Here is a 25,836-nt window from a genome sequence, read left to right on the forward strand (position 1 = left end):
CCAAATGATGTATCAATCACTATTCGTCAGTCAGGATGACTGATACCAAGGAGATCCACATGGCAACATCTACCAGCCCACGCTTTGATTGGGAAGATCCTTTTTTACTACGTGACCAGCTTACTGAAGAAGAACGCATGGTTACAGACAGCGCCCGTCAGTTTTTTCAAAAAGAGCTAATGCCGGGTATCGTTGAAGCCAATCGCAACGAGAATTTTGATCGTAATATCATGCGTCAAATGGGTGAAATGGGTTTGCTGGGTGTCACGATTGAAGGTTATGGCTGTGCTGGTTTATCAAGTGTGGCTTATGGTCTGATTGCCAAGGAAGTGGAAGCAGTAGACTCGGGTTATCGTTCAGCGATGAGCGTACAGTCAAGCCTAGTGATGCATCCTATTTGGGCATATGGTACAGAAGAGCAAAGAGAGCGTTATCTACCTAAGCTTGCTTCGGGTGAGTACGTAGGATGCTTCGGTTTGACTGAACCAGACTCGGGGTCAGATCCTTCATCAATGTCTACTCGTGCACGCGCAGTGGACGGTGGCTATGAGCTGACGGGTAATAAAATGTGGATTACCAACAGCCCTATCGCTGACGTGTTTGTCGTGTGGGCAAAAGATGATGCTGGCGAGATTCGTGGTTTTGTTTTAGACAAAGGCATGAAGGGCTTGTCTGCGCCGAAAATCGAAGGCAAATTCTCATTACGTGCATCAGTCACGGGTGAGATCGTCATGGACAAAGTATTCGTTCCTGAAGCCAATGCTTTCCCAGATATCCGTGGTCTAAAAGGACCATTTGGCTGCTTGAATAAAGCCCGTTATGGTATCGCTTGGGGTTCGATGGGTGCGGCTGAATTCTGCTGGAAAGCAGCTCGTCAGTACACGCTCGATCGTAAGCAGTTTGGTCGTCCGCTAGCGGCAACGCAGCTGGTACAGTTGAAGCTTGCCAATATGCAGACTGAAATCACGTTAGGTCTACAAGCGGCGCTACGCGTGGGTCGTTTGATGGATGAGGACAATGCAGCACCTGAGATGATCTCACTCATTAAACGTAATAACTGCGGTAAGGCACTGGATATCGCTCGTATCGCTCGTGATATGCATGGCGGTAATGGTATCTCTGATGAATTCCATATCATTCGTCACGTGATGAACTTGGAAGCCGTCAATACTTACGAGGGTACACATGATATTCATGCGCTTATCCTAGGCCGTGCACAGACAGGCATTCAAGCGTTCTTCTAAGCGTTTTTAGCTAATAGTTTTTGGTACAACTGTATTTTATGACGTACGTTACTGCTTGGCTTTTTATCAAAAGAGCATTAACAGTAGCGTACGTTTTTCAGTTGTTATTCATGATTTAACTACTTTGTAATTACATCCTGAATAACAATTTTCTAATCAGAAAATCGAAGAATACGCGACAGAGTAAGGGAATCTCATGACAGATATGATTGATATGATTGATATGATTGATATGGCTAATATGCCAAAGGGCGCATTGCATGGTATCAAGGTGCTCGATTTATCGAGAGTGTTGGCAGGACCTTCTTGTACGCAAGTGCTCGCCGATCTGGGTGCCGAAGTTATCAAGGTTGAACGTCCTCATATCGGTGATGAGACTCGTCATTGGGCACCGCCAACATTCAGCGATGACACCTCCGCTTATTACGCTACGATTAACCGAAATAAAAAATCGCTGACGGTAGATATCACTACGCCAACAGGGCAAACTATCATTAAGCAGCTAATCGCTGAGAGTGATATTTTGGTCGAAAATTTTAAAGTCGGCGGTCTCAAAAAATACGGCTTGGATTATGACAGCCTAAAACAGTCCAATCCACGACTGGTTTATGCGTCATTGACAGGGTTTGGTCAGACAGGGCCAGATGCCAAGCGTCCCGGTTATGACTATATTATCCAAGGGTTATCAGGACTGATGAGCATCACAGGGCCGAGTGATGGTGAACCGCATAAAGTTGGCGTGGCAGTCGTCGATTTGTTTGCAGGTTTACAGCTGACGATTGGTATTCAAGCGGCACTGCTGGCGCGCCAAAATACTGGACTTGGACAACACGTCGATGTGGCATTGCTTGATAGTGCACTCGCCATGCTGGCCAATGTCGGCATGAATCATTTGGCTTCAGATAAGATACCGCCAAGACTGGGCAATCAGCATCCTAATATCGTGCCGTATCAAGTGTTTGCTGGCGGGGGCGAGCAGCATTTTATTTTAGCCTGTGGTAATGACAGTCAGTTTGCCAAACTGTGTGACGTGCTCGCAGTCGATTGGCATATGGATGAACGTTTTACGACCAATCCTAACCGTGTTGCTAATCGCGAGCTACTGTGCAGCGATCTGACTAAGCATTTTGCCAAGCAACCACGTACTTATTGGTTAGAAGTTTTAGATCAAGCAGGTATTCCATGCGGTGCGATTCATAACGTAGCTGAGGCCTTGGCCATGCCGCAAGCGCAAGCCCGTGAGATGATTGTTAATTTCACTGAGCAAGGCAGTCCAGTACGCGCACTTGGTAACCCTATCAAATTGTCCGCATCACCAGTCAGCTATCGTACGCCGCCACCGCAGTTAAGCGAACATACTGATAGTATGCTTGCTGAACTGGGCTATAACAGTGAGATGATTGCTAAATTGAAAGCCGATGGAATTGTTTAAAGTAGCGTCGGCAGCCATATATTTACAATGAGAAATGATAAAGACAACAGCTAAAAAATAGAGTTTCTTAAACAAAATAATCTAAAACCAAGTAGTGTCAAACAAGGAATGTTAAGCATGAAAATATACAGCCATGAAAACCTAAGTTTGCATAGACCGTTACCTTATTTTTCTTATGGCAAAATGCACGAGCCGTTAGAAATACCTGAGCGTATGGTTGAACTGTTAAAAGCGCCAGCGGCTTTAGGCCTAGAAGTGACGACTGCTATCGATGTTGGCATCGGGCCAATATTAGCGGTACATGATTTTGGTTATGTTGAGTTTCTCAAAAATGGCTATGATGAATGGATGGCCGTAGAGGAAGATCTGGGTGCGCAGGTGCAGACAGGTATTTTTGTGCCTTATGACAATCCTGGTATTGGCATCATGGCAAAAGCAGCAAAGTATCAGGCAGATGATAGCGCACCAATCAGTGAGCACTCTTGGACCTCTATTTATTGGTCGGCACAGACTGCGCTCAATGCGGCTGAAGTACTGTTAAATGATGAGAAGTCAGAAACAGAGCGTGCCGACAGTCATATACAGCTTTGCTTTTCACGGCCGCCTGGTCATCATGCTCGAAAAAGTGCTGCGGGTGGATTTTGTTATCTGAATAACGCCGCCATCATCGCTGAACATCTACGCCAGAAATACGCAAAGATAGCCATTATTGATACGGATATGCACCATGGACAGGGTATCCAAGAGATATTTTACGACCGTAAAGACGTGCTTTATACTTCAGTACATGGTGATCCTGTTAACTTTTATCCAGCAGTGACTGGCCATGCATTTGAAAAAGGTATAGGCGAAGGTGGGGGCTACAATATCAATTTCCCGATGCCACATGGCACCGATGAAGCGGGCTTTTTTGAATATGTTGATAAGTCTATTGAGGCAATGACACTATTTGACCCTGATGTGATAGTTCATGTCTTGGGGTTTGATGTTTATGAGAATGACCCAGAAGCGAGATGCGCCGTGAGTACGGAAGGCTTCAAGGTGTTGGCACAGAGGATGAAAGCGCTAAACAAGCCATTGATTGTTTTAGTTGAGGGTGGCTATTACATTCAAAAGCTCAATGATAATTTGCAAGCATTTTTATCGGGGCTTATTGCAGAGTAGCGCTGAAATTATTAAAAGCTCATCAGCGTTAGAGAGCAAGAAAATTGGTTGCAGGGTTCGTCGTAACAGACCCTGCATCTACTGCTTATGAATGAGTAATTAACCCCAAACGCTGCTCAATTTGCTCTGCCAACTCAATTAAGACCGCACTCACTTCCTCGCGTTTGCTTTCATACTCTCCTTGTAAAAAACTCACCGCCATACCAGCAATCGCAACACCTGATGCATTACGAATATAGGTCCCTAAGCAATACATGCCATCACGTAATTGCCCATCATCCAATGAGATGCGGCTACTATTGATCTTGGTCATTTCAGTTGCCAATGACTCAAAGTCAGACACACAGTTGTGGTTCAATGGCTCAGGAAATACATCCTCATACAGTGATTTTATGGTGTTCATCGACATGGTTGAGAGCATGGCTTTACCCGTGGCAGAGAAAACTGCAGGCACACGCACACCCGCACGGAAAGTAAAGCCGAGCGGGGCGGGTGATTCATGGCACGCCAAAAATACCACTTCTCCCAAGTCCAGTTTTGACAACGTCACCGTATGTTGGAGTAGCACAGGATATTGCGTAATAAGGTCTTTAAATAACTGGATGACGCCTTGCTGCTGCTCGTACTTGCCCGCCCAATACATTAGATACGAGCCTAAATGAAAGCGATTATCAACGTCTTTATAGATGACATGTTTGGTTAGCAGACTTTGCAAGATATTGTGGGTTGAGCTACGAGGTAGCTCAAGTTGCTTAGCAATATGAGCAGCAGTTAATGGTTGAGGGCTATCTGTAATTAAATCTAAAATCTGAAACGTTTTGTCCAAGGCTGGAACGGCAGTTGTGCTCATAAAGTAACCAAAAAGTGAAGTGAGGGAAACATAATTAGGATAATAGCAAAAATTTCAATTAAAAAAGGAATAAGGGTTGCAAAGTGTCTCGTATCATTCCTATAATGATGTCTCACATATGGAATTGTTGTACAGTATATTGAACAATAAGTCGTTTATCAATAACTGTTTTACTCCTCTATCAAGTGGTCATCTTATTAAGAGTTATAAATTGGCAATGAGCTTGCCGACAAGGAGCATTACTATGACAAAGCCCACAGCAAATATAAAACTATCTAATCCAGACTTGCTTAAACAACAGTGTCTAACCAAAGACGGTTGGCATGGTTCTAGCGATGCCGCGACCCTCGATGTAACCAACCCTTTTAATGATGAACTCATTGGTACAGTGCCAAGCCTTACCACCGAAGACGTCAATGACGCTGTTGCCTATTCTCATGAAGCGCAAATTGTTTGGGCAGCCAAGACTGCAAAAGAGCGTTCAGAGCTGTTGCAAAAATGGGCAGACCTAATCGATGCTAACAAAGAAGATCTCGCTATCATTATGACGGCTGAGCAAGGTAAGCCCTTGACTGAATCACGCGGCGAAATTGGTTATGCCAATAGCTTCATTCGCTGGTTTGCAGAAGAAGGTAAGCGCGTCTATGGCGACGTAATTCCTGCCAATAGCACACAGTTACGTCATGTCGTGCTCAAGCAGCCAGTCGGTGTTTGCGCTGCTATTACGCCTTGGAACTTTCCAGCAGCGATGATTACCCGTAAAGCCGCTCCTGCATTGGCAGCTGGCTGTACGATTATTATTAAACCTGCGACTGAAACGCCGTTTTCTGCATTGGCACTGGGTGCATTAGCAGAAGAAGCGGGTATTCCAGCAGGTGTTATACAGGTAGTGACTGGAAAATCTTCGGTGATTGGTGAAATTCTAACGGGTGATGCACGTATTCATAAGCTGTCATTTACAGGTTCTACAGAAGTGGGTCGTACGTTGATGGCTCAGTGTGCACCAACCATCAAAAAACTGTCGTTAGAATTGGGTGGTAATGCCCCATTTATCGTTTTTGATGATGCGGATCTTGAAAAAGCAGCGGCAGGTCTTATTGCGTCTAAATACCGCAATGCTGGTCAGACTTGTGTTTGTGCCAACCGTGTCTATGTTCAAGACAGTATCAAAGATGAGTTTTTAGACATCTTTGTCAAAAAAGTAGCTGAGCTAAACGTTGGTAACGGTATGGATGAAGGTGTCGATATTGGACCTCTCATCAATAAAAAAGCCCTAGATAAAGTACAAGCGCTACTCAAAGATGCATTAGATAAAGGTGCAAAGCTTATCACTGGCGGTAGCACTAACGGTGCCTCAGAGCTGGCATACAATCCGACCGTTATTACGGATATCAGTAGTGATATGGATATCGCTTCTGAGGAAATTTTTGGCCCTATCGCTACCATCTTTACCTTCAAAGACGAAGCAGAAGTTATTCGTGCTGCTAATGACACTATCTATGGCTTAGCGGCTTATTTCTACAGTAGTGATTATGCTCGCTCATGGCGTGTGACGGAAGGCTTGGAGTACGGCATCATCGGTCACAACACTGGTTTGATTTCTACAGAAGTAGCACCGTTTGGTGGTGTGAAGCAATCAGGCTTTGGTCGTGAAGGCTCAAAATATGGCATCGAAGATTACGTAGTAACCAAGTACTGGTGTTCTGACGTTAGCTAATATAGTCATTCCACTATATTGAATCGATTATATTGAATCGACTATATAACGATCACTAAAATGTAATACCCATTTTAATGGTAGCCATTGTGATGGTACTAAAGATACTAGTACCAATTGCAATGACATCGATAGTAATACTATTGATAGTAATGAATTTAATACAACCAACACCACATGAAAAAAGGACATTCTGATGACCACGAACACCCAAACCACTAACGAAGCATTACTTGCCCGCCGTAAAGCTGTTTTACCTACCGGCCTTGGTATCGCGTTTCCTATCTTTGCCGAAAGAGCAAAAAACTCAGAGATTTGGGACGTTGAAGGCAAGCGTTATATTGATTTTATTGGTGGTATCTCGGTATTAAATACTGGTCATAGTCATCCAAAGATTACCCAACGTGTGCATGAGCAAGTAGACAAATTCACGCACACTGCTGCACAAATTGTTAGCTATGAAAGCTACGTCGACCTTGCAGAAAAACTTTGTGAAAAAGCACCTATCAGCGGTCCAACCAAAGCATTGTTTTTGACCACTGGTGCTGAAGCCGTCGAAAACTGCATCAAGATCGCTCGTGCGAAAACCCGTCGCCCAGGCATCATCTCTTTCGTTGGTGGCTGGCATGGTCGCACCATGATGTGCATGAGCTTAACTGGTAAAGTATTGCCATACAAAAAGAACTTTGGCCCAATGCCTGGTCCTGTCTTCCATGCATTGTTCCCTGCTGAAGAGTTAAACATCACAGAAGCACAAGCACTGCATAGCCTTGATATGATTTTCCAAGCCGACATCGATCCAAGCGAAGTAGCGGCAATGATCATTGAGCCTATTCAAGGCGAGGGTGGTTTCCATCAAGTAACCCCATCATTTGCCAAAGCATTACGTGAGATTTGTGATGAGCATGGCATTGTCTTGATTTTTGATGAAGTCCAGTGTGGCTTTGCCAGAACGGGTACTTTGTTTGCAGGCGAGCAGTTAGGTGTTGAACCAGACTTGATGACCACGGCTAAGAGTTTGGCTGGTGGCTATCCTGTATCAGCAGTTATTGGTCGTGCCGACATTATGGATGCACCGCAAGTAGGTGGTTTGGGTGGTACGTATTCTGGTAGCCCGATTGCGTTGGCGGCAGCATTGGCTGTCATAGAAGTGATTGAAGAAGAAAACTTGCTTGAGCGTAGTGTCGTGATTGGCGATACCATTGCCGAATTTTTAAAAGGCTTAAATTTAAGCAGCATTGGCAACATTCGTTATAAAGGTGCCATGCTAGCATTTGATTTGGTTGACAGCGAAGGCAAGCCAGATGCTGCCGCAACTGCGAACCTTAAACAGAAGTCTTTTGAGCAAGGCTTGCTATTAGCGTCTTGCGGTATGTATGGCAATGCGATCCGCGTAATGGTGCCATTGACGGTCGAAGATGAAATCCTACAAGAAGGTCTTGATATCATTGGTGGCATATTAACTGCTTAATTTGAACAGCAATGTTTTAAAAGGCAGTTATTTAAAAGCAATGGTAAGCCTGTCCTGAGAGTAATTAAGAGTACTTACTCTGAGTGATTGAATAAATAACGGCGCCTTGCATGACAAGACGCCGTTATTTTTTTGAGCGGGCTTTTTATTATGACCGAAATACAAGGTCAATACAGGGAATGAAGAAAGCGATTTAACCCCATTCATAGGTATGCCCTATGAGAGGGTAAGTACGGAAAATAACGATAATGGGCTATGCCCGAATACACTAAAGCCAGTTTAGCTTTGACGAGTTAATCTGGGTGACACATAGACAAGGAGTAAGTTATGTCTGGACTAAAAAAATCGCTGGGGATGTTTGATATCATAGCCTTAGCATTTGGCGCTATGGTAGGTTGGGGTTGGGTAGTACTGGCTGGCGGCTGGATTTTATCTGCTGGTACGTGGGGCGCGATGTTAGCGTTTTTATTGGGTGGTTTGGCAGTGATACTGATTGGTGTGACTTATGCTGAGCTCGCTTCATCAATGCCTATTACGGGCGGTGAGCATACTTATACCCACCGAGCACTAGGGGTCAATGTCTCCTTTATCTGCTCATGGAGTATTCTATTTGGTTATTTCTCAGTCGTCGCATTTGAGGCAGTCGCCTTGCCGACAGTGGTTGAATATTTTATTCCCAATTATAATCAGGGTTATCTTTGGACGATCGCAGGCTGGGATGTCTATGCCACTTGGGTTGGTGTGGGGATGCTGGGGTCAGTGATTGTGACATGGCTGAATATACGAGGCATGGAAGTCAGTGCATGGTTCCAAAAAACAGCGGTTGTAGGGATCTTGTTTGTCGGTATATTACTGTTCATTGGTGCAGCATTATATAATCCTGCGACATCGACTGCGATACAAGCCCCAGCGTTTATCGGTGGTGCTGCTGGCGTGATGGCAGTTATCGTAATGGTTCCCTTTATGTTCGTCGGCTTTGATGTGATTCCACAGGCAGCTGAAGAGATTGATTTAACCCGTCCTAATATCGGCAAATTCCTAATCGTATCAATAACGATTGCAGTACTTTGGTACATCGCAGTTGCATGGAGTGTCGGTACCACATTGCCATTGATTCAAGCAGAAAACTCTACCTTGGCTACCGCTGATGCGATGACCAATGCGTGGCATGGCAAATGGGCCGGTATTTTACTGGTTATTGGCGGCGTATTGGGTATTTTATCAAGCTGGAATGCGTTCTTGATTGGTGGTAGTCGTCTACTGTATGCAATGTCAAAAGCGCATATGTTGCCAGCATTCTTAAGTAAATTACATCCAAAATACAACACACCTGTTAATGCGATTTTATTGATTGGTGGTCTAGCAACGCTCGCGCCGTTATTTGGCCGAAAAATGCTGGTATGGATTGTTGATGCTGGTGGTTTTGGTATCGTCATTGCTTATACTTGTGTTGCTATATCTTTCTTAGTACTTCGCTACCGTGAGCCTGATATGGTACGTCCATTCAAGATACCTGCAGGTAAACTGGTGGGTATGATAACGATTACACTAAGCTTTGGCTTATTGGCACTATACATGCCAGGTATGCCATCTGCGCTTACCGTTATCGAGTGGTGGATTTTCTTTGGTTGGACGGTGTTGGGTGTGGCGCTATATGGTTATGCAACCATTAAGTACCCTGGCAAAAGTGAAGCCATCATGGCAGAAGAGTTGCGCGAATTAAAAATCGTGAATCAGCTGTGGTTGAAAGACAACCCACCAAAGAGTTAAATCTATTTAAAATAGCCATTAAAAAAGCCTAACATCAATGTTAGGCTTTTTCTGTTTTAGGACAGGAATAGAATGTTTAGATTAATGCATTTATTTTATGCGCTAGCTTTATTGCGAATCAGCTTATAGTTTAAGAATTCAGTAATACCTAGTGTACCTAACTCGCGACCGAAACCTGAGCGTTTAACACCACCGAATGGTGTATTGGCTTCACTACCAGATGGAGAGTTGATAGTCACCATGCCCACTTCTAATTTCTCTGCGATTTCTGCAGCAAGTTCTGGACTTTGAGTCTGGATAGAAGCACCAAGACCAAATGGCACATCGTTAGCGATTTGGATGGCATGATCGACATCACGAGCTTTATAGATGACGGCGACAGGGCCAAATAGCTCTTGACGATAGACATCCATTGATTCCGTCACATCCGTTAGTACAGCTGGGGCAAACCAAGCACCTGGCTTATCTTTTACTATGCCGCCTTCTACTAAAACAGTAGCACCTGCTTGAATGGCGCTATCTAGCTGCTTTTGAAGACCATCAGCAGCCGCTTTAGAAGACATTGGTCCCATAAACGTCTGCTCCTCTAATGGGTCTGCCAATGTCATGGCACGTACGTTATCAGTGAATGCTTGAACGAATTGATCATACACGTCATCGACGATAATCAAGCGCTTAGCCGCATTACAGGCCTGTCCGACATTACCAAAACGACCTGAGATGGCTCCCTGTACGGCTTTTTTGATGTCTGCATCAGCGGTAACGATAAAGGCATCAGAACCACCAAGTTCTAAGACAACTTTTTTGAGTGCGCCGCCAGCTTCTTTTGCAACCGCTTGACCTGCACGCTCAGAACCCGTCAATGAAACACCTTGTACGCGGGTATCATTGATGATGGTCGCTGACTGCTCGTTGGTCGCAAAGATATTGTTATAAACACCATCAGGCATGCCTGCGTCTTTCATGATATCGACGATAATTTCGGCTGTCTTAGGGCACTGCGGTGCATGCTTTAGAATAATAGTGTTACCCGCCATGGCGTTTGGCGCGACGAAGCGAGCTACTTGATAATGTGGATAGTTCCAAGGCATGATGCCTAGTAGTGCGCCTACGGGGCGTTTTTCTACAGAAGCTGCTCCTGTATCAACGTCGATGGTGTTAGGGGCTAATAGTTGCTCAGCATTGTCTGCATAATAGCGATAGATGTCAGCGACCAGACCAATCTCACCTTTTGCTTGAGCGACTGGTTTACCCATCTCATTGGCGACGATACGTGCTAGCTCTTCTTGACGGTCAAGATAGATATCCGCGACTTTATGGAGTAGCGCACTGCGTTCACTTAGTGGAACATGACGCCAGCTTTGATAAGCTGTGTCCGCTTGCTCAATCACTTGTTGGATATCTTGTTCGGTTGCCGTAGGGTAGGTAGCTTCGAGTTCGCCTGTGGCTGGGTTGTTTACTTGATAATCGCTCATAAAAAGTCCTTTTGTTTACATTTTATTTTTGGTTATGTTTAAAAGCTTAAATTTAAAAAGCCATGTATAAATACATAAATCTTGTCATTGTGCTTTAGCGATTGGCTGCTGCTGAGTAATACAGTGGATATTGCCACCGCCAAACACAATCTCTTTCGTTCGTACTCCAACTACCTGATGCTGAGGGAAGATTTTTTCAAGCTGCTCAATCGCCAAACTGTCATTAATATCATCATACTGTGGCACAATGACACCGCCGTTACAAATAAGAAAGTTAGCATAAGAGGCGATACAAATATCGTCCGTATTACGAGACTTGGCATCTTCAGACTGAGTAATATCTGCATTGTCAGGCAGAGTTACGGAATGCCTGGTACAACACAGCTTATGCACTTTTAACTGCCGACCTTTGGCATCAGTCATCTCTGAAAGCTGCTGGTAAGCCTTTTGAGTGGCTTCATAGAAGGGATGCTCAGTATCATCAGTAAATAAGCACACCACTTCACCAGGTCGCGCAAAGCAGGCAATATCATCAATGTGCCCAGTAGTCTCATCGGGGTCAATACCGTCATCAATCCACAGCACTTTTTCAACATTCAGATGCGATTTCAGCATGTCTTCAATTTGCGCTTCGTTTAAGTGAGGGTTGCGCCCAGGACTGAGCAAGCACATGCGTGTGGTCAATACCGTACCTTCGCCATCAACATGAAATGCACCGCCTTCTAGCACGAAGCCATCGGTACGATAGCGCTCAATATTCAAATGTTTACAAAGTCTCTCGGCGAGCTTGTCATCATCATCCCAAGGCGTATAAAGGCCATCATAATCGCCGCCCCATGCATTAAATGTCCAATCGCACGCACGTATATCACCAGCATCATTGATTAAGAATGTCGGAACGGTATCACGCGCCCACGCATCATTACTTGGCATAGATATCACATCGATATTATCGGGCAATTGCGCACGACAAGCATCAAAGTCATTAGCATTGACCAAAACGCCAACCTCACTGAACTGTCTGATGGCAGTAGCAACATCTGCATATGCTGCTTGTGCAGGGACGGCTTTCTGTCGCCAATTATCTTCTCGATACGGCCATACCATCCAGACTTTTTGCATCGGTGCAAATTCTGCAGGCATATAAAAGCCGTCTTGTTTGGGGGTCGAACCTGTCAGTAATTTGGACATAAAGTCACCTTATCGCACTCAAGCGGTTATAAAAATAGGGAGAATGGGTTAGCCGTGCGTGAGCAATGTGCCATACATTGAGGGGCGACGGTCACGGAAGACGCCCCATTGACGACGCTGTTCCGCCAGTTCATCCAGATCAAAGGTGGCCATGATAAATTCACTTTTATCGGTTGAGGCTTCTTGTATTATCTCACCGCGTCCATCAGTGATAAAAGAGCTGCCATAAAATTGCATGGTGCTGTCAGTACCATTTTGGCTGATGGTTTCTTCTCCAATACGGTTGGAGGCGATAACAGGCATAAGGTTAGCCGCAGAATGACCCTGCATACAGCGCTGCCAGTGGCCCGTTGAGTTGATGTTTAGGGTTGGCTCATCACCAATGGCAGTTGGATATAGCAGCATCTCTGCACCCATGAGAGCCATACTGCGAGCGCACTCAGGGAACCACTGATCCCAGCAAATACCCACACCGATTTTGCCGTACTTAGTGTTCCAAACTTTAAATCCCGTGTCACCAGGCGTAAAGTAGAATTTCTCTGCGTAAGGGATACCATCTGGAATGTGCGTCTTACGGTAGGTGCCCAGTATTTCGCCGTCAGCATCGATGATGGTCACACTATTAAACATCGAATTGCCTGACTTTTCATAAAAGCTAATAGGCAGTACCACTTCAAGCGACTTTGCCAGTTCTTTGAAATGATTGATGGCTGTATTGTGCTCGACTTCGGTAGCCAAGTTGAAATATTCAAAATCATGCACTTGGCAGAAATAAGGGGTTTCGAATAACTCTTGTAGCAAGATAATATTGGCACCAGCTTTCGCAGCTTCAGTGACTAAGGCTGTGGCTTTTTCGATATTTTCTTGTTTGTCCCAAGTGCAGGCTATTTGAGTGGTGGCGACAGTAACGGATCGCATGGTGTAGCTCCTTGATTATAATTTGTCTTTTGTATGAATAAAATAAAGCGTCATAAAAGTAAGGTTTGGTCATAGTAACGGCTTAAATAGTGATGTATTTAAACCGTATTGTGGTTAAGAAGTTATTTAGCAGTGAGAGTAGCAGTAGCAGCTTCTTTACTCACTATCTAGCGTTAAGCCATCATAAAACCAAGTCCTAAGAAGGTAGCAACCGACAACACAGCACCAAGCATCGCGTAAGGGAACTGTGTGAAGGCATGTTGCATGGGCGAACAACCGGCACCTTGTGCTGCTAATAATGATGAGTCACTAAAGAAACAAGCATGACTACCAAATGAAGACGCTGATAACAAAGCACCGATGACCAATGGCGTGCTAACACCTAGTGCAGCTGCTACTGGGAATACAATCGGCATGGCAAGGACGTATAGGCCCCAGCTTGATGAGGTTGCAAAGGTTAAGAAAGCCATGACAGCGAAAATAACAGCAGGGAAGATGATAATCGTCATGTGCGGTGAGATAGCGTCAATGACATACATGGTCATACCAAGCTCGTCGTTAATGGCTTTCAAAAAGAAACCACCAATAACGGTCGATAATGGATATAACATGACTTTAAAGCCTGTAAAAATAGACTCTACTTGGGTCTCAAAACTTAAAAGACCTTGTGCCCAATAGACCATCACGGTCACAAAACAGGTAAGCAATGCGCCTCTTAATAAATCCACTTCAAAGTAAATAGTTGAGACGATAAGCAAAATCATTGGGAATGCAAAGTTAAAAATATTGGCTTTGAATGATAACGTACGTTTGGCTTTAACATTTGAAACCAATTGTTCATCGACAAAGTCTTCTGGAACAGGATTACCTTCTTTCGCGCGTTTCTCTGCACGTTTCATCGGACCCCAGTCGCCTAAGATACCGTAAGCCACCAAGAACACGATAAGTAGTGCAAACCAAGCATAGGCCATAAAAGGTATAGAGCTGATATAAATCGACATACCAGCGCCGTCTGCTGCCACGCCATTTTCCTCTAACAAGCCTGAAAAGTAGACCGCCCATGTAGAGATAGGAACGATTACACACATAGGTGCAGCGGTAGAATCCACAATGTAAGCAAGCTTTTCACGTGAGACACCATAATTATCCGTCAGTTTTTTTACGGAGGTAGAAACGGCCAAACAGTTTAGATAATCATCAATAAAGACCACAACGCCCAATGCGAAAGTCGCGAGTAACGACTGTCTACGTGATTTAATAATTTTTTTGAGCCATTCACTAAAACCATCTAAGCAACCACTCACTTCGAGCAATTGAATAAGACCACCCATGAGACCACAAACGAGAACAATCCAAATGATGGTTTCGTTACCGAGTACGGCTGAGATATTATCTGCAAAAGGGGAGACTAGATCGAAAGGATTGAGCATGACAAGGCCAGCAATACAGCCTGCGATCATTGACTCAAAGGGGCGTCTGGAGACGATGGCAATGATGAGTACCAGCATGGTAGGTAGTAAGGAGAGGATTCCCCAAGACTCTGATGCATCGCGGGTGGATGATAACCAGACAAAGGCAAGATAGATAGCTATTCCCACTACGACAGTGAGAAATACTCGTTTGTTATGATACTGTCCTTCAACAGCGTCATTGAGTTTCATGTTCATGGTGACGTTCCTTGTGTGACATTATGGCTTATATAGAAAAGATCCTGTTTTTAAGGTGATGATCGATAGGAAGTACGAGTGGACTTCCTGTCGAGTTAGTAATAACAATCTGTTGCATTAATGGCTTCAAAGTCTTGCTTATCATTAAGCAGAAAATTGAAGCCATTACGTTACTTATAAGCCAGTCGTGTCTTTTAGCGCGTACCACCATGATCCCATCATAGAGTAAGGTACTCGTAGTGCGCGACCACCAGGGAAAGGAATCCATGGAATTTTTGCAAACGTGTCAAACTCTTTGGTATTGCCATTGATAGCATCAGCCAATATCTGTCCAAACAGATGCGAGCCTGTCACGCCATGTCCACTATAACCGTGTGCAAAAAACACGCGATCATGTAGCTTGCCCATCTGCGGTACCCGTGAAAAAGACAACGCAAAGTTACCGCTCCATGCATAATCAATTTTTACATCGCGCAGCTCTGGGAAAATCTTATTCATGTTGGGTCTGATTTTGGCAGTGATATCAGAAGGATCTTGACCACCGTAGACTGTACCACCACCAAACAACATACGCTTATCTGCTGACAGGCGATAGTAATCAAGGATATAGCGGACATCTTCGACACAGACGTCAGTTGGGAGCAGCCTATCTGCTAAGTCACCTAATGGTTCGGTGGCGATAATTTGTGTCGATACGGGCATGACTCGGTCAGTTAGCTTAGGAATGACTTTGTTTAAGTAAGCGTTACCGCACATAACGGCTTGCTTACAAGTGACCGTACCAAACTCAGTAATGACCTTGATATGATCATCAGCATATTCAACATCGACGACTAAGGTGTTTTCATAAATAGTGCCGCCACGTGATTCAATGGCAGCCGCTTCACCAAGTGCAAGATTTAGCGGATGAAAGTGTCCACCTGAATGATCGATAACCCCGCCTACATAGGCTTCTGACTTGATGTGCTCTTGCATACCGTATTTGTCTAGCATTTCGCGATCATGCATACCGTGGCTTTCCCACAGTGCATGTGTTTTCTGCAAGTCTCTTAACTGCCCGTTGTTTAAGGCGGCAAAGATATTCTTTTCTTTCAAATCGCAGCTGATGTCGTAGTCTTGGATTAGTCGGCGAATGATTTTGCCACCACGTGTGACGAGCTGACCGACAAAATCGGCGTTTTGTTGACCATAAGAGCTCTTGATTTTTTCTAAGCTGGCATTCAGACCGTTGACAATCTGACCACCATTGCGACCCGATGCACCCCAACCAATCTGTGCGCCTTCTAGCACGACCACTTCGTGATCTGTCTCCATGAGATGCAGTGCCGTTGATAGGCCACTGTAGCCACCACCGACCACGCAAATCTCAACATGAATGTCATTTTCTAGCGTTGGTCTATCTGGTTTAGGATTGCGACTGGCAGCATAGTAGCTATCAGGATACTGTCCTTTATCTGAATAATGCGGGATATTGCGCGTGTTATTAGACGGTTTGCTATTTGACATATTAGACATCCTGTAAATAGGTGAGGTATTCAAGATTGGTGACTTGCTGAGAGAAGCGTTTGGCTTCTTGTTTTTTAACCGCAATCAGCAGTTCAATCATTTCGCTTGGGAATAACGCATCAATGACGTCGCTGTTTTCAAACTGACGAATGGCTGAGAGCCAATCTAACGGTAAGGTTTTGAGGTCTTCTTCATTATAAGTAATGCTATTGATTGGTTCAGGTGCTTCCAGTTTGTTTTCGATACCATACAGCATGCCTGCCAGCACCGCACTACAGACGAGATAAGGGTTGGCGTCAGCGCCAGAGACGCGATGCTCAATACGGCGCGCTTTTGGATCGCCACCTGGGATACGTACGGCTGCTGTGCGGTTTTCATAGCCCCATGACACATTGTTCGGTGCCAATGTACCTGGTGCAAAACGGCGATAAGAGTTGACATGTGGTGCAAACAATAACGTGCAATCTGACATGGTCTTCAATAGCCCGGCGACGGCATGACGTAATATATCTGAGCCTTCTGTTGAGCCATCATCAAAGACATTGTTGCCATCTTTATCTAATAAGCTGCAATGTACATGGAAGCCATTGCCTGACTGTAGACCAAACGGTTTTGCCATAAAGGTGGCGGTTAGCTTGCGACGAGCTGCTACTGCTTTGACAACTTGTTTGAATAGGATGGCATCATCGGCGGCTTTTAACGGATCATCAACATGGAGTAGGTTAATCTCAAACTGACCACAGCCATTCTCAGCTAATGCCGCATCAACAGGAATATCGAGTTTCTCGCACTGAGCATAGACTTCGTCTAAAAACTCATCAAACTGTAATAAATCATTGATGCTTAGAATAGAGGTTTTGTTTAATCTCAGGCCGCTTTTCGGACGAATAGGTGGTTTTGGCGTCTCGCCTTCTGTGTAGTCCACCAAATAAAACTCAAGCTCAGTCGCCATGACCGGCGTCAAACCAAGCGCTTTGAATTTTTTGCTGATGTAGTCCAAAACGTGTCTGGCATCACCGTAATACGGTTCATTGTCTTCGGTATAAAGCCAAACAGGTAATAGCGATGAGGCTGCACTGGTATTAAGAAGGGGATAAGCGGCACGACCTGTAGGACGAGCAATGGCATCGATATCACCATTACACTGAGAGGACTCGATGACGTCTGCACCCCAAATATCGACGCCTAAAATAGATAGAGGCAATCGGATGCCACCAGCTTGTGCTTTGTCCATTTGGTTAAATGGGATACGTTTACCGCGAAGTAAGCCGTTAATATCACCTGCTGCAACATATACATATTCAGTTTTACTTGCAGATGTGATGGTTCCGTTGGTCGTCGTCATGTTGTTCATCCCTGTCAGTTTTTGAAATATTTGGGTTGGCCTTGCTGATTTTGTTCACGATATGAAGCACTTAACGTATTTCGGGATACTGTCTATCAGCTTTCTAAATGTATAAAAATTGTTCTTTGTCATAAAGATGTCTTTTAATATATGGATGAAGGTTATAGTTGTCAATATTTATTTTTAATTACCTAAAAGTAATTTATATAACTCGTATTAACCAATTTAATAGACAATGAAGTTTATAGTTTACATTTACTAGGTAGTTATGATAAATTTTAGTTAAGTTAAATACCGCAGTATCTGGACATCTAGGTACAGATATCACATTTAGGGAAAAACACATGCCTACTTCTAGACCTATCATCGCTATCGTCTCCTGTCACAAAATGGTGGACGGCCAGCCAGCCCAAGCGGTATATCAAAAATACATCGATGCTATTCAACATTATGGTGGCAATCCAATATTGCTTCCCTATACGGCTGCTGACAGCGAGAATTTCGATGCATTGGTCGCGCTGGCAGATGGTATTGTCTTGACAGGGAGTTATAGTAATGTCGCGCCGATGCGTTATGGCGCATCGCATGTGGAAGAAAAGCAGGATTTAAATCGTGATGAGCTGAGCTTTAAACTACTGGCTTATTCAGCGGAATCTGGCACACCTTTACTAGCAGTATGCCGAGGATTGCAAGAGATGAATGTGCATTTCAATGGCACGCTACACCCAGATTGGCGTGAAGTCGAAGGGTTCTATGAGCAGCATTTAGAAGACAATACCCAGCCGCTCGAAGTGCAATATCAGCCAGTACACGATGTTATTATCCAGCCTGAAGGCAAGCTTGCAGCATTTGGTGACGAGTGGCACGTTAACTCGTTACATAAGCAAGCCATCAATAAAGTGGGTGAGGGTTTGTTTGTAGAAGCGCTGGCACGTGACGGACTGGTAGAGGCGATTAGCTTAATAGAACATCCGTTTATGATTGGTGTACAATGGCATCCTGAGCTGAATTATGCACAAGATGGTTTTTCCAAATTTTTATTTACGGAATTTATTCACTATGCCAGTCAAACAAAATCCTGATAACGATATCCCAGAAAATGACGAGGTAATCTCTGTTGAAGAACAGGAGGCGCCTGAATCGGTTGAAAAGCCAGAAGAGAATATCGGTAAAAAAATCAATCAACTACGCCTTACCAAAGGCTTCTCACAGCGTAAGTTGGCGAGACTAGCAGGACTGACCAATACGTCAATCAGTGCTATCGAGCGTAATAAGGTTAGCCCTGCTGTCAACACGCTAAAAGCGATCTTGCAGGTGCTGGATTCTGACCTCAATACCTTTTTTAGTGACGAGTGGAAAGAGCGTAAGGACAGAGTCGTCGTTACGCCAAAAGACCTCATAGAGATTAGTGAGCCAAACAGTCGAGTCTCCATCAAACAGGTGTTCAATGGCAGTCCGATCAAAAATTTAGGGTTTTTGATTGAGGTTTATCAGCCGAACAGTTCGACTGAAGATAGGATTTCTCATGAAGGTGAGGAGATTGGTACGGTCATCGAAGGCAAGATTATTATTCGTATCGATGATACTACCTACCTATTAAATGAAGGCGATAGCTACGTGATTAAAACCTGTCATCCGCATACTTTTATCAATCCAAGCAATGCCATCACTCGCATCGTCAGCGCGCATACCCCAGCGACATATTGATTAAAAGGGTGGAGGCTGGTAAGAATGGGCACGGAACTATCTATAGGCGCACAGTCAGTAGATATCTGAATATTTATAACAGGCTTTCTAAGTATCTGTCTCTTTTGAGAGGTTGGCTGCTTCAGAAAGCCTTTTTTTAGCAGGTTCTGTGTTTGCTAGCGAATCGCTATGTTTTGCCCTAGCATCATAAATTTTGGCTTTATTATTTGTCGTATTGGCAGTAGGTTTCAAATACTTCTTAATTCTTCTTACTGCTGCTGCATCGGCTTCCGCTTGCTCTTCTGCCAGCGCCATATCACTTAGATTCTGATAAACCTTGAGGGTTTCCTCAATCATCTCACGCATCGTGAATTTGTTCGTCATTTCAGGACGAGTGACGCTTTCCAACTGGTTTCTAACCGCTTTACAGAGTGAGGTCGCATTGTATTTTTTGACCAGTCCTTGCGGATAGAGTGGTTGTAGGATTTCGCTAAAGGCCGCTTGATCCCAACCAATGACAGGAGTCCCTAAGTGAATCGCTTGCAGCGCATTGATACCAATAGACTCTGGCTCATTGGCCAGTGCCATCACGATATTTGCCGCCGATAGCCACTCTCGCATGTCATTGCGCTTGCTACCCACATAAGTGATGCGTTCCGCCAGACCTAAGGTATTGGTGCGTTGGCGAAAGTCTTCATGCGCCACATCGCCATCTTTATAATCATCGTCCATGATAATGACATGGATGTTAGGGAACTGCTCTTGTAGATTACCCAAAATATCAATCAACCACTCTTGACCATATTCATTGCCGATAATGGTTGGAAATATTAGCCATTTTTTATGCTCAAGCTCTGGGTATTCTGCAAATGTGTGACGTAGCCAATAAACTGATGGATTATGCCGATAGGGATAGCGGCGAGTATCGATACCTCGATAGATACGTTTGATAATTTTTGGTGCGGTATCTTCACGGCGTAGTCGGTGTTTTAGATAGTTAGTGACACTGTCAGAGACGGTAATCAGTGTGTCGACATTGAGCAGTGCTTGTGAATATCTATTGATAGGATAAAAGCCATACATGGTCGAGACCAGTTTAGGCATGCGTTTCACACGTGCACGGCGTAAGGCTAAATGAACAATCCATGCGGGGGTACGCGAGTGCGCATGAATGACGTCGGGCTCGTATTTTTCAATCAAATGGCGCAGTGGGGCAACTTGGAGTAGTGATAACCAAGACTTTTTATTCATTTGCAACTGGTGATAGATATTGCCGTCACGCTTGAGGCGTCTGACCAAATCATTGTCTTCATCGGCGCTTGAGACAATGATGGAGGTATGTCCATTTTTGACCAATGCGCGCCCAAGATGAAAAATACCGCGCTCGGATTCATCATGCTTCAAAGACGACAGTAAGCGCATAACTTTCATAATAGCGTCGATCACAGGTTAGTAATATCAAGTTGCTATTGTCAGTTAAAAGCGGTAAAAACTCAACCATCAAGGTAAAGTTAAAGCGTTTGTTTTTTAGAGCGAGGAGTAAGTCTGCCGTAGATACAACGCTAGAAACGTTTAGCGACGTTTTTGTAGATGTTCAGCATTAGGCAGTACTTGTTTTTCGCTCAAATACTTCCAATAGCGCTGCGGCAGGTACTGCTTGTGCAAACGGGGGTTTTTACGCTCTTTGATATTGACGTTGGTGAAGTAGCCTTGCCAAAACTTCTGGTAACGCTGCTCGTCCTCGCTATGGATACTGGCAGGGTTACGCAATACCGCATCATCAAGGTCAGTAATGGTTTGCAGTGCGGCAGGACGCGTAGGTGTGCTTTGGCTTTTGTCATAATAAATCCCAAATCCGCGACTGATATCATAAATGGCCCAATGCTGGTCTTGATAACGTTGACGGAAGTGCTCACCAATCAATGGCAATACATTAAAATCAGGCTCCACTCGCGCAAAATATATATCATCAGTGGTATGCTCAAAACGCACAAATGCCTCCATGCGGTGCTTTTCACGACCCACAGATTTGACCGTCTGTACCAATTCAAGGACCTCTAAATTACCCAAATCTTGCATAATAGAACGGCTAGGGTAATCGATGGCGTATTTAACTACTTGAAACAGAGTGGTGCCGATATGGTCCTTTTCAGATAGAAATCCCCAAAGTATATTGCGCATACCTGAGCGCCCCAATAGCTTATTCAGTTTTGTGAGAACACGCTCGGCTTTGTCTTCATCAGTTGCCACGCTGGTTGCTTGAGCAATTAATGAAGGTACGTAACAATCTTGCGCTATGAGCTGTAATGCGGAATCGTGTTGTAGTTTATACTCATAGGCGTAATAGACCGCACTAAGCCAACCTTCCAAACTTGGCTCATAAAGCACAATACTAGGCGTTACTTGACCGACAGAGTAAGTTTTGTTTTGAACAAGTACTGACATTAGCTGCCCTCAGAAAACAGTTGACGTGTAGTGGCTTATTTTAAGAATCCATTTTACGAATAAACTTTACTCGCACATTTAAAATAAGGCCAGCTGCCCGCTACGCTGATCTTTAAACTTGGTCTGCGTCTGTGCCAGCACATATTGACGGAAGTTGTCACGGGTCAAGTGGGCAAGATGCTCGTTTTTACCCGTCGTTGCGATGAAGTATTTGGCACGATTGACAGCCGCTCCCATCTTTTTGAGATGATATAAGGTTAATTGATTAAACTTGCGCGCTTTTACTATCTTTTTAGCCGTTTTGGTACCGATACCAGGTATGCGCACAATCATTTCATACGTTGCAGTTTGAATATTGACAGGGAAGTGCTCACGATGGCGAATCGCCCAAGCCAGTTTTGGATCACAGTCCAAATCTAAAAATGGCGAGTCCGGCTCAACGATTTCATGCGCACCAAACCCATAAAAACGCATTAACCAATCTGCCTGATAAAGGCGGTTTTCACGCACCATAGGTACTGGCGTACCAATCGCTGGTAAGCGATTATCAGACAGCATCGGTACATAACCAGAGTAGTAAACACGCTTGAGATCATAAGTTTTATAGAAGTGGCTCGATAGCTGAATCACTTGTAAGTCGGTCTCATTACTGGCGCCGACTATCATTTGACTGGTTTGACCGGCTGGCGTAAATTTTGGCGCTTTTTTATGGGTTTTACGGCTCTCACGGATGGTGATAATCTCTTCTTTTACCGTCTCCATAGGCGCTTTTAATTGCTCATGTGATTTTTCTGGCGCGAGCAATGCCAATCCTGATTTGGTCGGAATCTCAATATTAACGCTCAAGCGATCAGCATACAGCCCAGCTTCTAGCAGTAGTTCCTTTGACGCACCTGGAATGGTCTTTAGATGGATGTAACCATTGAATCGCTCACGGGTGCGCAGTAATTTAGCGACCTCAACCAATCGCTCCATCGTGTAGTCGCCACTTTTAAAGATACCTGAGCTGAGAAACAGCCCTTCGATATAATTACGGCGATAAAACTGCATGGTCAAATCGACGACTTCTTCGACACTAAAGGCAGCACGTGGGGTGTCGTTGCTTTTGCGTGAGGTACAGTAAGCACAATCATAAATACAATGATTGGTCAGCAGGATTTTGAGTAGACTGACACAGCGGCCATCTTCGGTATAGCTATGGCAGATACCTGTCGCTGAGGCATCACCGAGACCGCCGCCTTGGTTCTTGCGTGTACCAGCAGAGGAAGAGCAGGAAACATCATACTTAGCAGCGTCCGCTAAGATGTTTAGTTTGCCTTGTAGTCGTTCATAATTGATGGTTGCCATAAGCGGTATTTACCAATGCATTAATGAAAGGCTATTTTAACAAAATTAGCGTTAAGTCATTGTAATTATAGCTAAAATTAAGAAGGTAAACGACAACGGTTGTCGCTTACCTATGTGTATTTTGAGATAATTTTTTAGATGAAATTCTAGTTTCTAGTACGTCTATATTGAGATTGGCTATAGTTTATACAAAAAATTGCTCAGCCAATAACTCAAGCACCAAGCCACCTACAATACCCAAAATACCAAGCAACAGGAGGGGAATAGCCAGTATCGTTAGTATCTGTGATTGGCTTTCTTTAACCTCGATAGAATAGAGGCTTAAATCAATATCTGCCAAAGGTATGGCATTGCCTACAATTGCTTGTAGTCTTGAGGTGCTTGATCCTGATACTAGTTTCAGCTCGTAATGACCAACTTCCGCTCGAAAGGTGAAAAGCTCCATTCTGCCAGTGGCAAAGTTATTTGAGCGTGGAGACAGTATTGAGGGATTAAGCTGAATCTCTTTGCCAGTAGTTGTACTTGAGATATGAGGTCGGAACTGAGCCAGTGGTGTTTTTTTAAACACAGGGCCTTTATGCCAAATAGCATAAATACCGGATTTAGTGATAGTGAAATTACCAACGCTATCACGGTAGGGCAGCGCTAATAATACGTCACCATTGAATGCGTTTCTCAGCATTTTTATTGCTTTGAATACTGTAAATATGCCCACGGGAACAATAAGGAATAAGAGTATTCTAATGGACAGTACGCTCATTATTTATGTTCCTTAATGATTGAAAACTTGGAAATTTAAAAGGAGGTCTTGCCGGCTAGAGAGTTAGCCCACAAGACCTCATAAAATTTATTAAACAACCACGGCCTAGTTTCTATTGTACCTTAGCGCGTATCACTACGGTCTGGGTTGCATTGGCATCTAGATTGACCAAGTCCCATTTAAGACCAGAGTAATTCACTTGCGTCGCGGCCGTATTACTCATTGGTTGAATCACTTGATAGCTGTTGCCATCCGTGGTTGCAAGGGTTGGCAGTAAACTGTTTAGCGATACCAACTGAATGCCATTCGGTAGCGAAACCATCGCATTGATACCGTTTACTAGTTGATTGGTGGTATTGGTATAAGTGGTGTGGTACTCAATAATATCACCTTGAGCAATATGATTGGCAGGCACCGCTATCTCACGGCCTTCTTTGTTCTTTAATATTTTCATGACCTTGGTTTGTGCATTGACGACATCAGGCTTACTAAAGCTTGGGGTCAGTTGTAGGGTCTCTAAAGAAACTGTCTTAGCAGTTTGATCGGTAAAGGTTGGGCTAATCGCTGGCTGGTTAAGCGTGGATTGATTAAACGTTGATGAGCTGGTCATGACTTGAATGGCAGTTGATGTATTCATCACTGGCAATTGAGTAGCAGACGCGACAGGTAGGACTTGCTTTACGTTATTAAGTGGTGTAGTGATAACGTTCACTTTGGTGACGGCGTTGGTTCCCTGATTGGTCACAGGCACACTAGTGACGGTGGTGCTGGCCTGAGAAATGATAGTATCGTTAGCGCTTTGACGAACGACATAGCTTGGAGTCGTTGTTACTTGAGTCACAGCATAAGGCATGCCGTCCTGCATGGTGATGCCATTAGGTGTTGCAGTGATAGTCGCGGTGTTACCATCAGAGTACTGCTCAACCACAGTTGTGCTGCCGCTAGCAGACGGATTAATGCTTATTTCAGGCGCAGCATGTGCTGAGGATACGGCAAGTAAAGTGCCTGCAACAATCGAAGAGATAGCAGTGGCTATTGATGTTTTTTGAACCGCTATTTTTTTGGTGATAACCAGTGATGTTGCAAAATCCATATTCATAAAAGACTCCTTTAAAGTAATAGTAAGTGAAGCAGTAGATAACGTGTAAAGAAAAAACCCTCGTTATTTGACACTATAGCGCATGTCAAATAACGAGGGTATCAGTATTTATAATAGCCACGGTCAATCATTCAGCCATCATTGTTTTTCATAAGATGTTAGGCCAAATGATGGAGTGATACTAGTTGTATATGACTTTCATAATTTCATATTCGACCACGCCTTTTGGCGTTTCAATACGGGCTTCATCGCCTTCTGATTTACCGATAAGACCACGAGCGATTGGCGAGTTGACAGAGATTTTACCCGCTTTAAAGTCTGCTTCGTCATCACCAACGATTTGGTATTGTTTTTCTTCTTCGGTGTCCATGTTTTCGATGATAACGCTCACACCAAATACCACGCGACCTTCTTGTGGTAGCGTCGAAGGATCGATAACTTGCGCGCCGCCAAGCTTGGCTTCGATATCACGGATACGTGCTTCACAAAAACCTTGCTGCTCACGTGCTGCATGATATTCAGCGTTTTCTTTTAAATCGCCATGTTCGCGAGCTTCAGCAATAGAAGCCGTAATGCGTGGACGGTCGATACTTTTTAACTGTTTTAATTCGGCTTCTAGAGCCTCATGTCCTTGCGGAGTCATGGGATAACGTTGCATGTTTTTTCCTTAAACCAATAACACCACACCATCTCCTACTCTTAGTGAATAGTGAGATGGTGTTGGGATTATTGCAATGGGTATAAAATAT

At 44.2% G+C, this 25,836-nt stretch carries 21 protein-coding genes; 8 read left to right on the forward strand and 13 right to left on the reverse strand.

Annotated features, from left to right (window positions below):
* The first annotated feature begins 59 nt into the window (after nt 1–59).
* The 3 genes from JMW61_RS08910 (at nt 60) to JMW61_RS08920 (ending at nt 3,840) form a co-directional block, all read left to right on the forward strand.
* Entirely contained in the window at nt 60–1,244 is a 1,185-nt protein-coding gene (locus JMW61_RS08910; RefSeq protein WP_010198628.1) for an acyl-CoA dehydrogenase, read from the forward strand.
* 196 nt (nt 1,245–1,440) lie between these two features.
* Complete coding sequence (locus JMW61_RS08915) at nt 1,441–2,676, forward strand: CaiB/BaiF CoA transferase family protein (RefSeq protein WP_227687426.1); 1,236 nt, start codon at nt 1,441–1,443, stop codon at nt 2,674–2,676.
* Nucleotides 2,677–2,793: 117 nt separating this feature from the next.
* Entirely contained in the window at nt 2,794–3,840 is a 1,047-nt protein-coding gene (locus JMW61_RS08920; RefSeq protein WP_197100075.1) for a histone deacetylase family protein, read from the forward strand.
* 85 nt (nt 3,841–3,925) lie between these two features.
* Here the strand turns inward: JMW61_RS08920 and JMW61_RS08925 are convergent, their stop codons facing one another.
* A complete protein-coding gene (locus JMW61_RS08925; protein ID WP_201550558.1) occupies nt 3,926–4,690 on the reverse strand; it encodes an IclR family transcriptional regulator in 765 nt (254 codons plus the stop codon).
* A gap of 217 nt (nt 4,691–4,907) precedes the next feature.
* On the opposite strand from JMW61_RS08925, the gene JMW61_RS08930 reads away from it, so the two are divergent.
* The 3 genes from JMW61_RS08930 (at nt 4,908) to JMW61_RS08940 (ending at nt 9,648) form a co-directional block, all read left to right on the forward strand.
* The gene (locus JMW61_RS08930) at nt 4,908–6,407 is read left to right on the forward strand and encodes an NAD-dependent succinate-semialdehyde dehydrogenase (protein ID WP_201551906.1); all 1,500 of its coding nucleotides are present in this window, start codon (nt 4,908–4,910) and stop codon (nt 6,405–6,407) included.
* Nucleotides 6,408–6,603: 196 nt separating this feature from the next.
* Nucleotides 6,604–7,878, forward strand: coding sequence for a 4-aminobutyrate--2-oxoglutarate transaminase (gabT, locus tag JMW61_RS08935; protein WP_197100077.1), 1,275 nt, complete (start codon nt 6,604–6,606; stop codon nt 7,876–7,878).
* Between the two features lie 327 nt (nt 7,879–8,205).
* On the forward strand, nt 8,206–9,648 hold the full coding sequence (locus JMW61_RS08940) for an APC family permease (RefSeq protein ID WP_201550560.1): 1,443 nt from the start codon (nt 8,206–8,208) through the stop codon (nt 9,646–9,648).
* A 95-nt stretch (nt 9,649–9,743) separates the two neighbouring features.
* Here JMW61_RS08940 and JMW61_RS08945 read toward each other — a convergent pair whose 3' ends face one another.
* From JMW61_RS08945 to JMW61_RS08970, 6 genes are all read right to left on the reverse strand, one after another.
* Nucleotides 9,744–11,123, reverse strand: coding sequence for an NAD-dependent succinate-semialdehyde dehydrogenase (locus tag JMW61_RS08945; protein ID WP_201550562.1), 1,380 nt, complete (start codon nt 11,121–11,123; stop codon nt 9,744–9,746).
* 84 nt (nt 11,124–11,207) lie between these two features.
* Nucleotides 11,208–12,314, reverse strand: coding sequence for an agmatine deiminase (aguA, locus tag JMW61_RS08950; protein WP_201550564.1), 1,107 nt, complete (start codon nt 12,312–12,314; stop codon nt 11,208–11,210).
* A 48-nt stretch (nt 12,315–12,362) separates the two neighbouring features.
* Nucleotides 12,363–13,232 carry an N-carbamoylputrescine amidase gene (aguB, locus tag JMW61_RS08955; RefSeq protein WP_201550566.1) on the reverse strand — a complete coding sequence of 290 codons (870 nt, stop codon included), beginning with the start codon at nt 13,230–13,232 and terminating at the stop codon, nt 12,363–12,365.
* 173 nt (nt 13,233–13,405) lie between these two features.
* The gene (locus tag JMW61_RS08960) at nt 13,406–14,899 is read right to left on the reverse strand and encodes a Na+/H+ antiporter NhaC family protein (protein WP_201550569.1); all 1,494 of its coding nucleotides are present in this window, start codon (nt 14,897–14,899) and stop codon (nt 13,406–13,408) included.
* Nucleotides 14,900–15,073: 174 nt separating this feature from the next.
* The gene (locus tag JMW61_RS08965) at nt 15,074–16,405 is read right to left on the reverse strand and encodes an NAD(P)/FAD-dependent oxidoreductase (protein WP_227686665.1); all 1,332 of its coding nucleotides are present in this window, start codon (nt 16,403–16,405) and stop codon (nt 15,074–15,076) included.
* A gap of 1 nt (nt 16,406) precedes the next feature.
* A complete protein-coding gene (locus tag JMW61_RS08970) occupies nt 16,407–17,750 on the reverse strand; it encodes a glutamine synthetase family protein (protein WP_194197303.1) in 1,344 nt (447 codons plus the stop codon).
* A gap of 344 nt (nt 17,751–18,094) precedes the next feature.
* Here JMW61_RS08970 and JMW61_RS08975 point away from each other — a divergent pair, with 344 nt between their 5' ends.
* Together JMW61_RS08975 and JMW61_RS08980 are read left to right on the forward strand one after the other, a co-directional pair.
* Nucleotides 18,095–18,832 (forward strand): gamma-glutamyl-gamma-aminobutyrate hydrolase family protein, encoded by a 738-nt coding sequence (locus JMW61_RS08975; RefSeq protein ID WP_201550571.1) that lies wholly within the window; start codon nt 18,095–18,097, stop codon nt 18,830–18,832.
* The gene (locus tag JMW61_RS08980) at nt 18,810–19,457 is read left to right on the forward strand and encodes a cupin domain-containing protein (RefSeq protein ID WP_227687427.1); all 648 of its coding nucleotides are present in this window, start codon (nt 18,810–18,812) and stop codon (nt 19,455–19,457) included. The genes JMW61_RS08975 and JMW61_RS08980 overlap by 23 nt, the downstream gene beginning before the upstream one ends.
* Before the next feature lie 87 nt (nt 19,458–19,544).
* Here the strand turns inward: JMW61_RS08980 and JMW61_RS08985 are convergent, their stop codons facing one another.
* From JMW61_RS08985 to greA, 6 genes are all read right to left on the reverse strand, one after another.
* Nucleotides 19,545–20,867, reverse strand: coding sequence for a glycosyltransferase (locus JMW61_RS08985; RefSeq protein WP_227687428.1), 1,323 nt, complete (start codon nt 20,865–20,867; stop codon nt 19,545–19,547).
* Nucleotides 20,868–21,008: 141 nt separating this feature from the next.
* On the reverse strand, nt 21,009–21,881 hold the full coding sequence (locus JMW61_RS08990; RefSeq protein ID WP_201550575.1) for a TIGR03915 family putative DNA repair protein: 873 nt from the start codon (nt 21,879–21,881) through the stop codon (nt 21,009–21,011).
* A gap of 78 nt (nt 21,882–21,959) precedes the next feature.
* Nucleotides 21,960–23,228: a putative DNA modification/repair radical SAM protein gene (locus JMW61_RS08995; RefSeq protein WP_197100088.1), complete on the reverse strand. Its 1,269-nt coding sequence runs from the start codon at nt 23,226–23,228 to the stop codon at nt 21,960–21,962.
* A 184-nt stretch (nt 23,229–23,412) separates the two neighbouring features.
* Nucleotides 23,413–23,910 carry a hypothetical protein gene (locus tag JMW61_RS09000; protein ID WP_201550578.1) on the reverse strand — a complete coding sequence of 166 codons (498 nt, stop codon included), beginning with the start codon at nt 23,908–23,910 and terminating at the stop codon, nt 23,413–23,415.
* A gap of 190 nt (nt 23,911–24,100) precedes the next feature.
* The gene (locus JMW61_RS09005; RefSeq protein WP_227687429.1) at nt 24,101–25,087 is read right to left on the reverse strand and encodes a hypothetical protein; all 987 of its coding nucleotides are present in this window, start codon (nt 25,085–25,087) and stop codon (nt 24,101–24,103) included.
* Nucleotides 25,088–25,268: 181 nt separating this feature from the next.
* Complete coding sequence (greA, locus tag JMW61_RS09010) at nt 25,269–25,745, reverse strand: transcription elongation factor GreA (protein ID WP_110922744.1); 477 nt, start codon at nt 25,743–25,745, stop codon at nt 25,269–25,271.
* Between the last annotated feature and the right edge of the window lie 91 nt (nt 25,746–25,836).

The sequence above is a fragment of the Psychrobacter fjordensis genome (genome assembly GCF_904845995.1).
Lineage (GTDB): Bacteria > Pseudomonadota > Gammaproteobacteria > Pseudomonadales > Moraxellaceae > Psychrobacter > Psychrobacter fjordensis.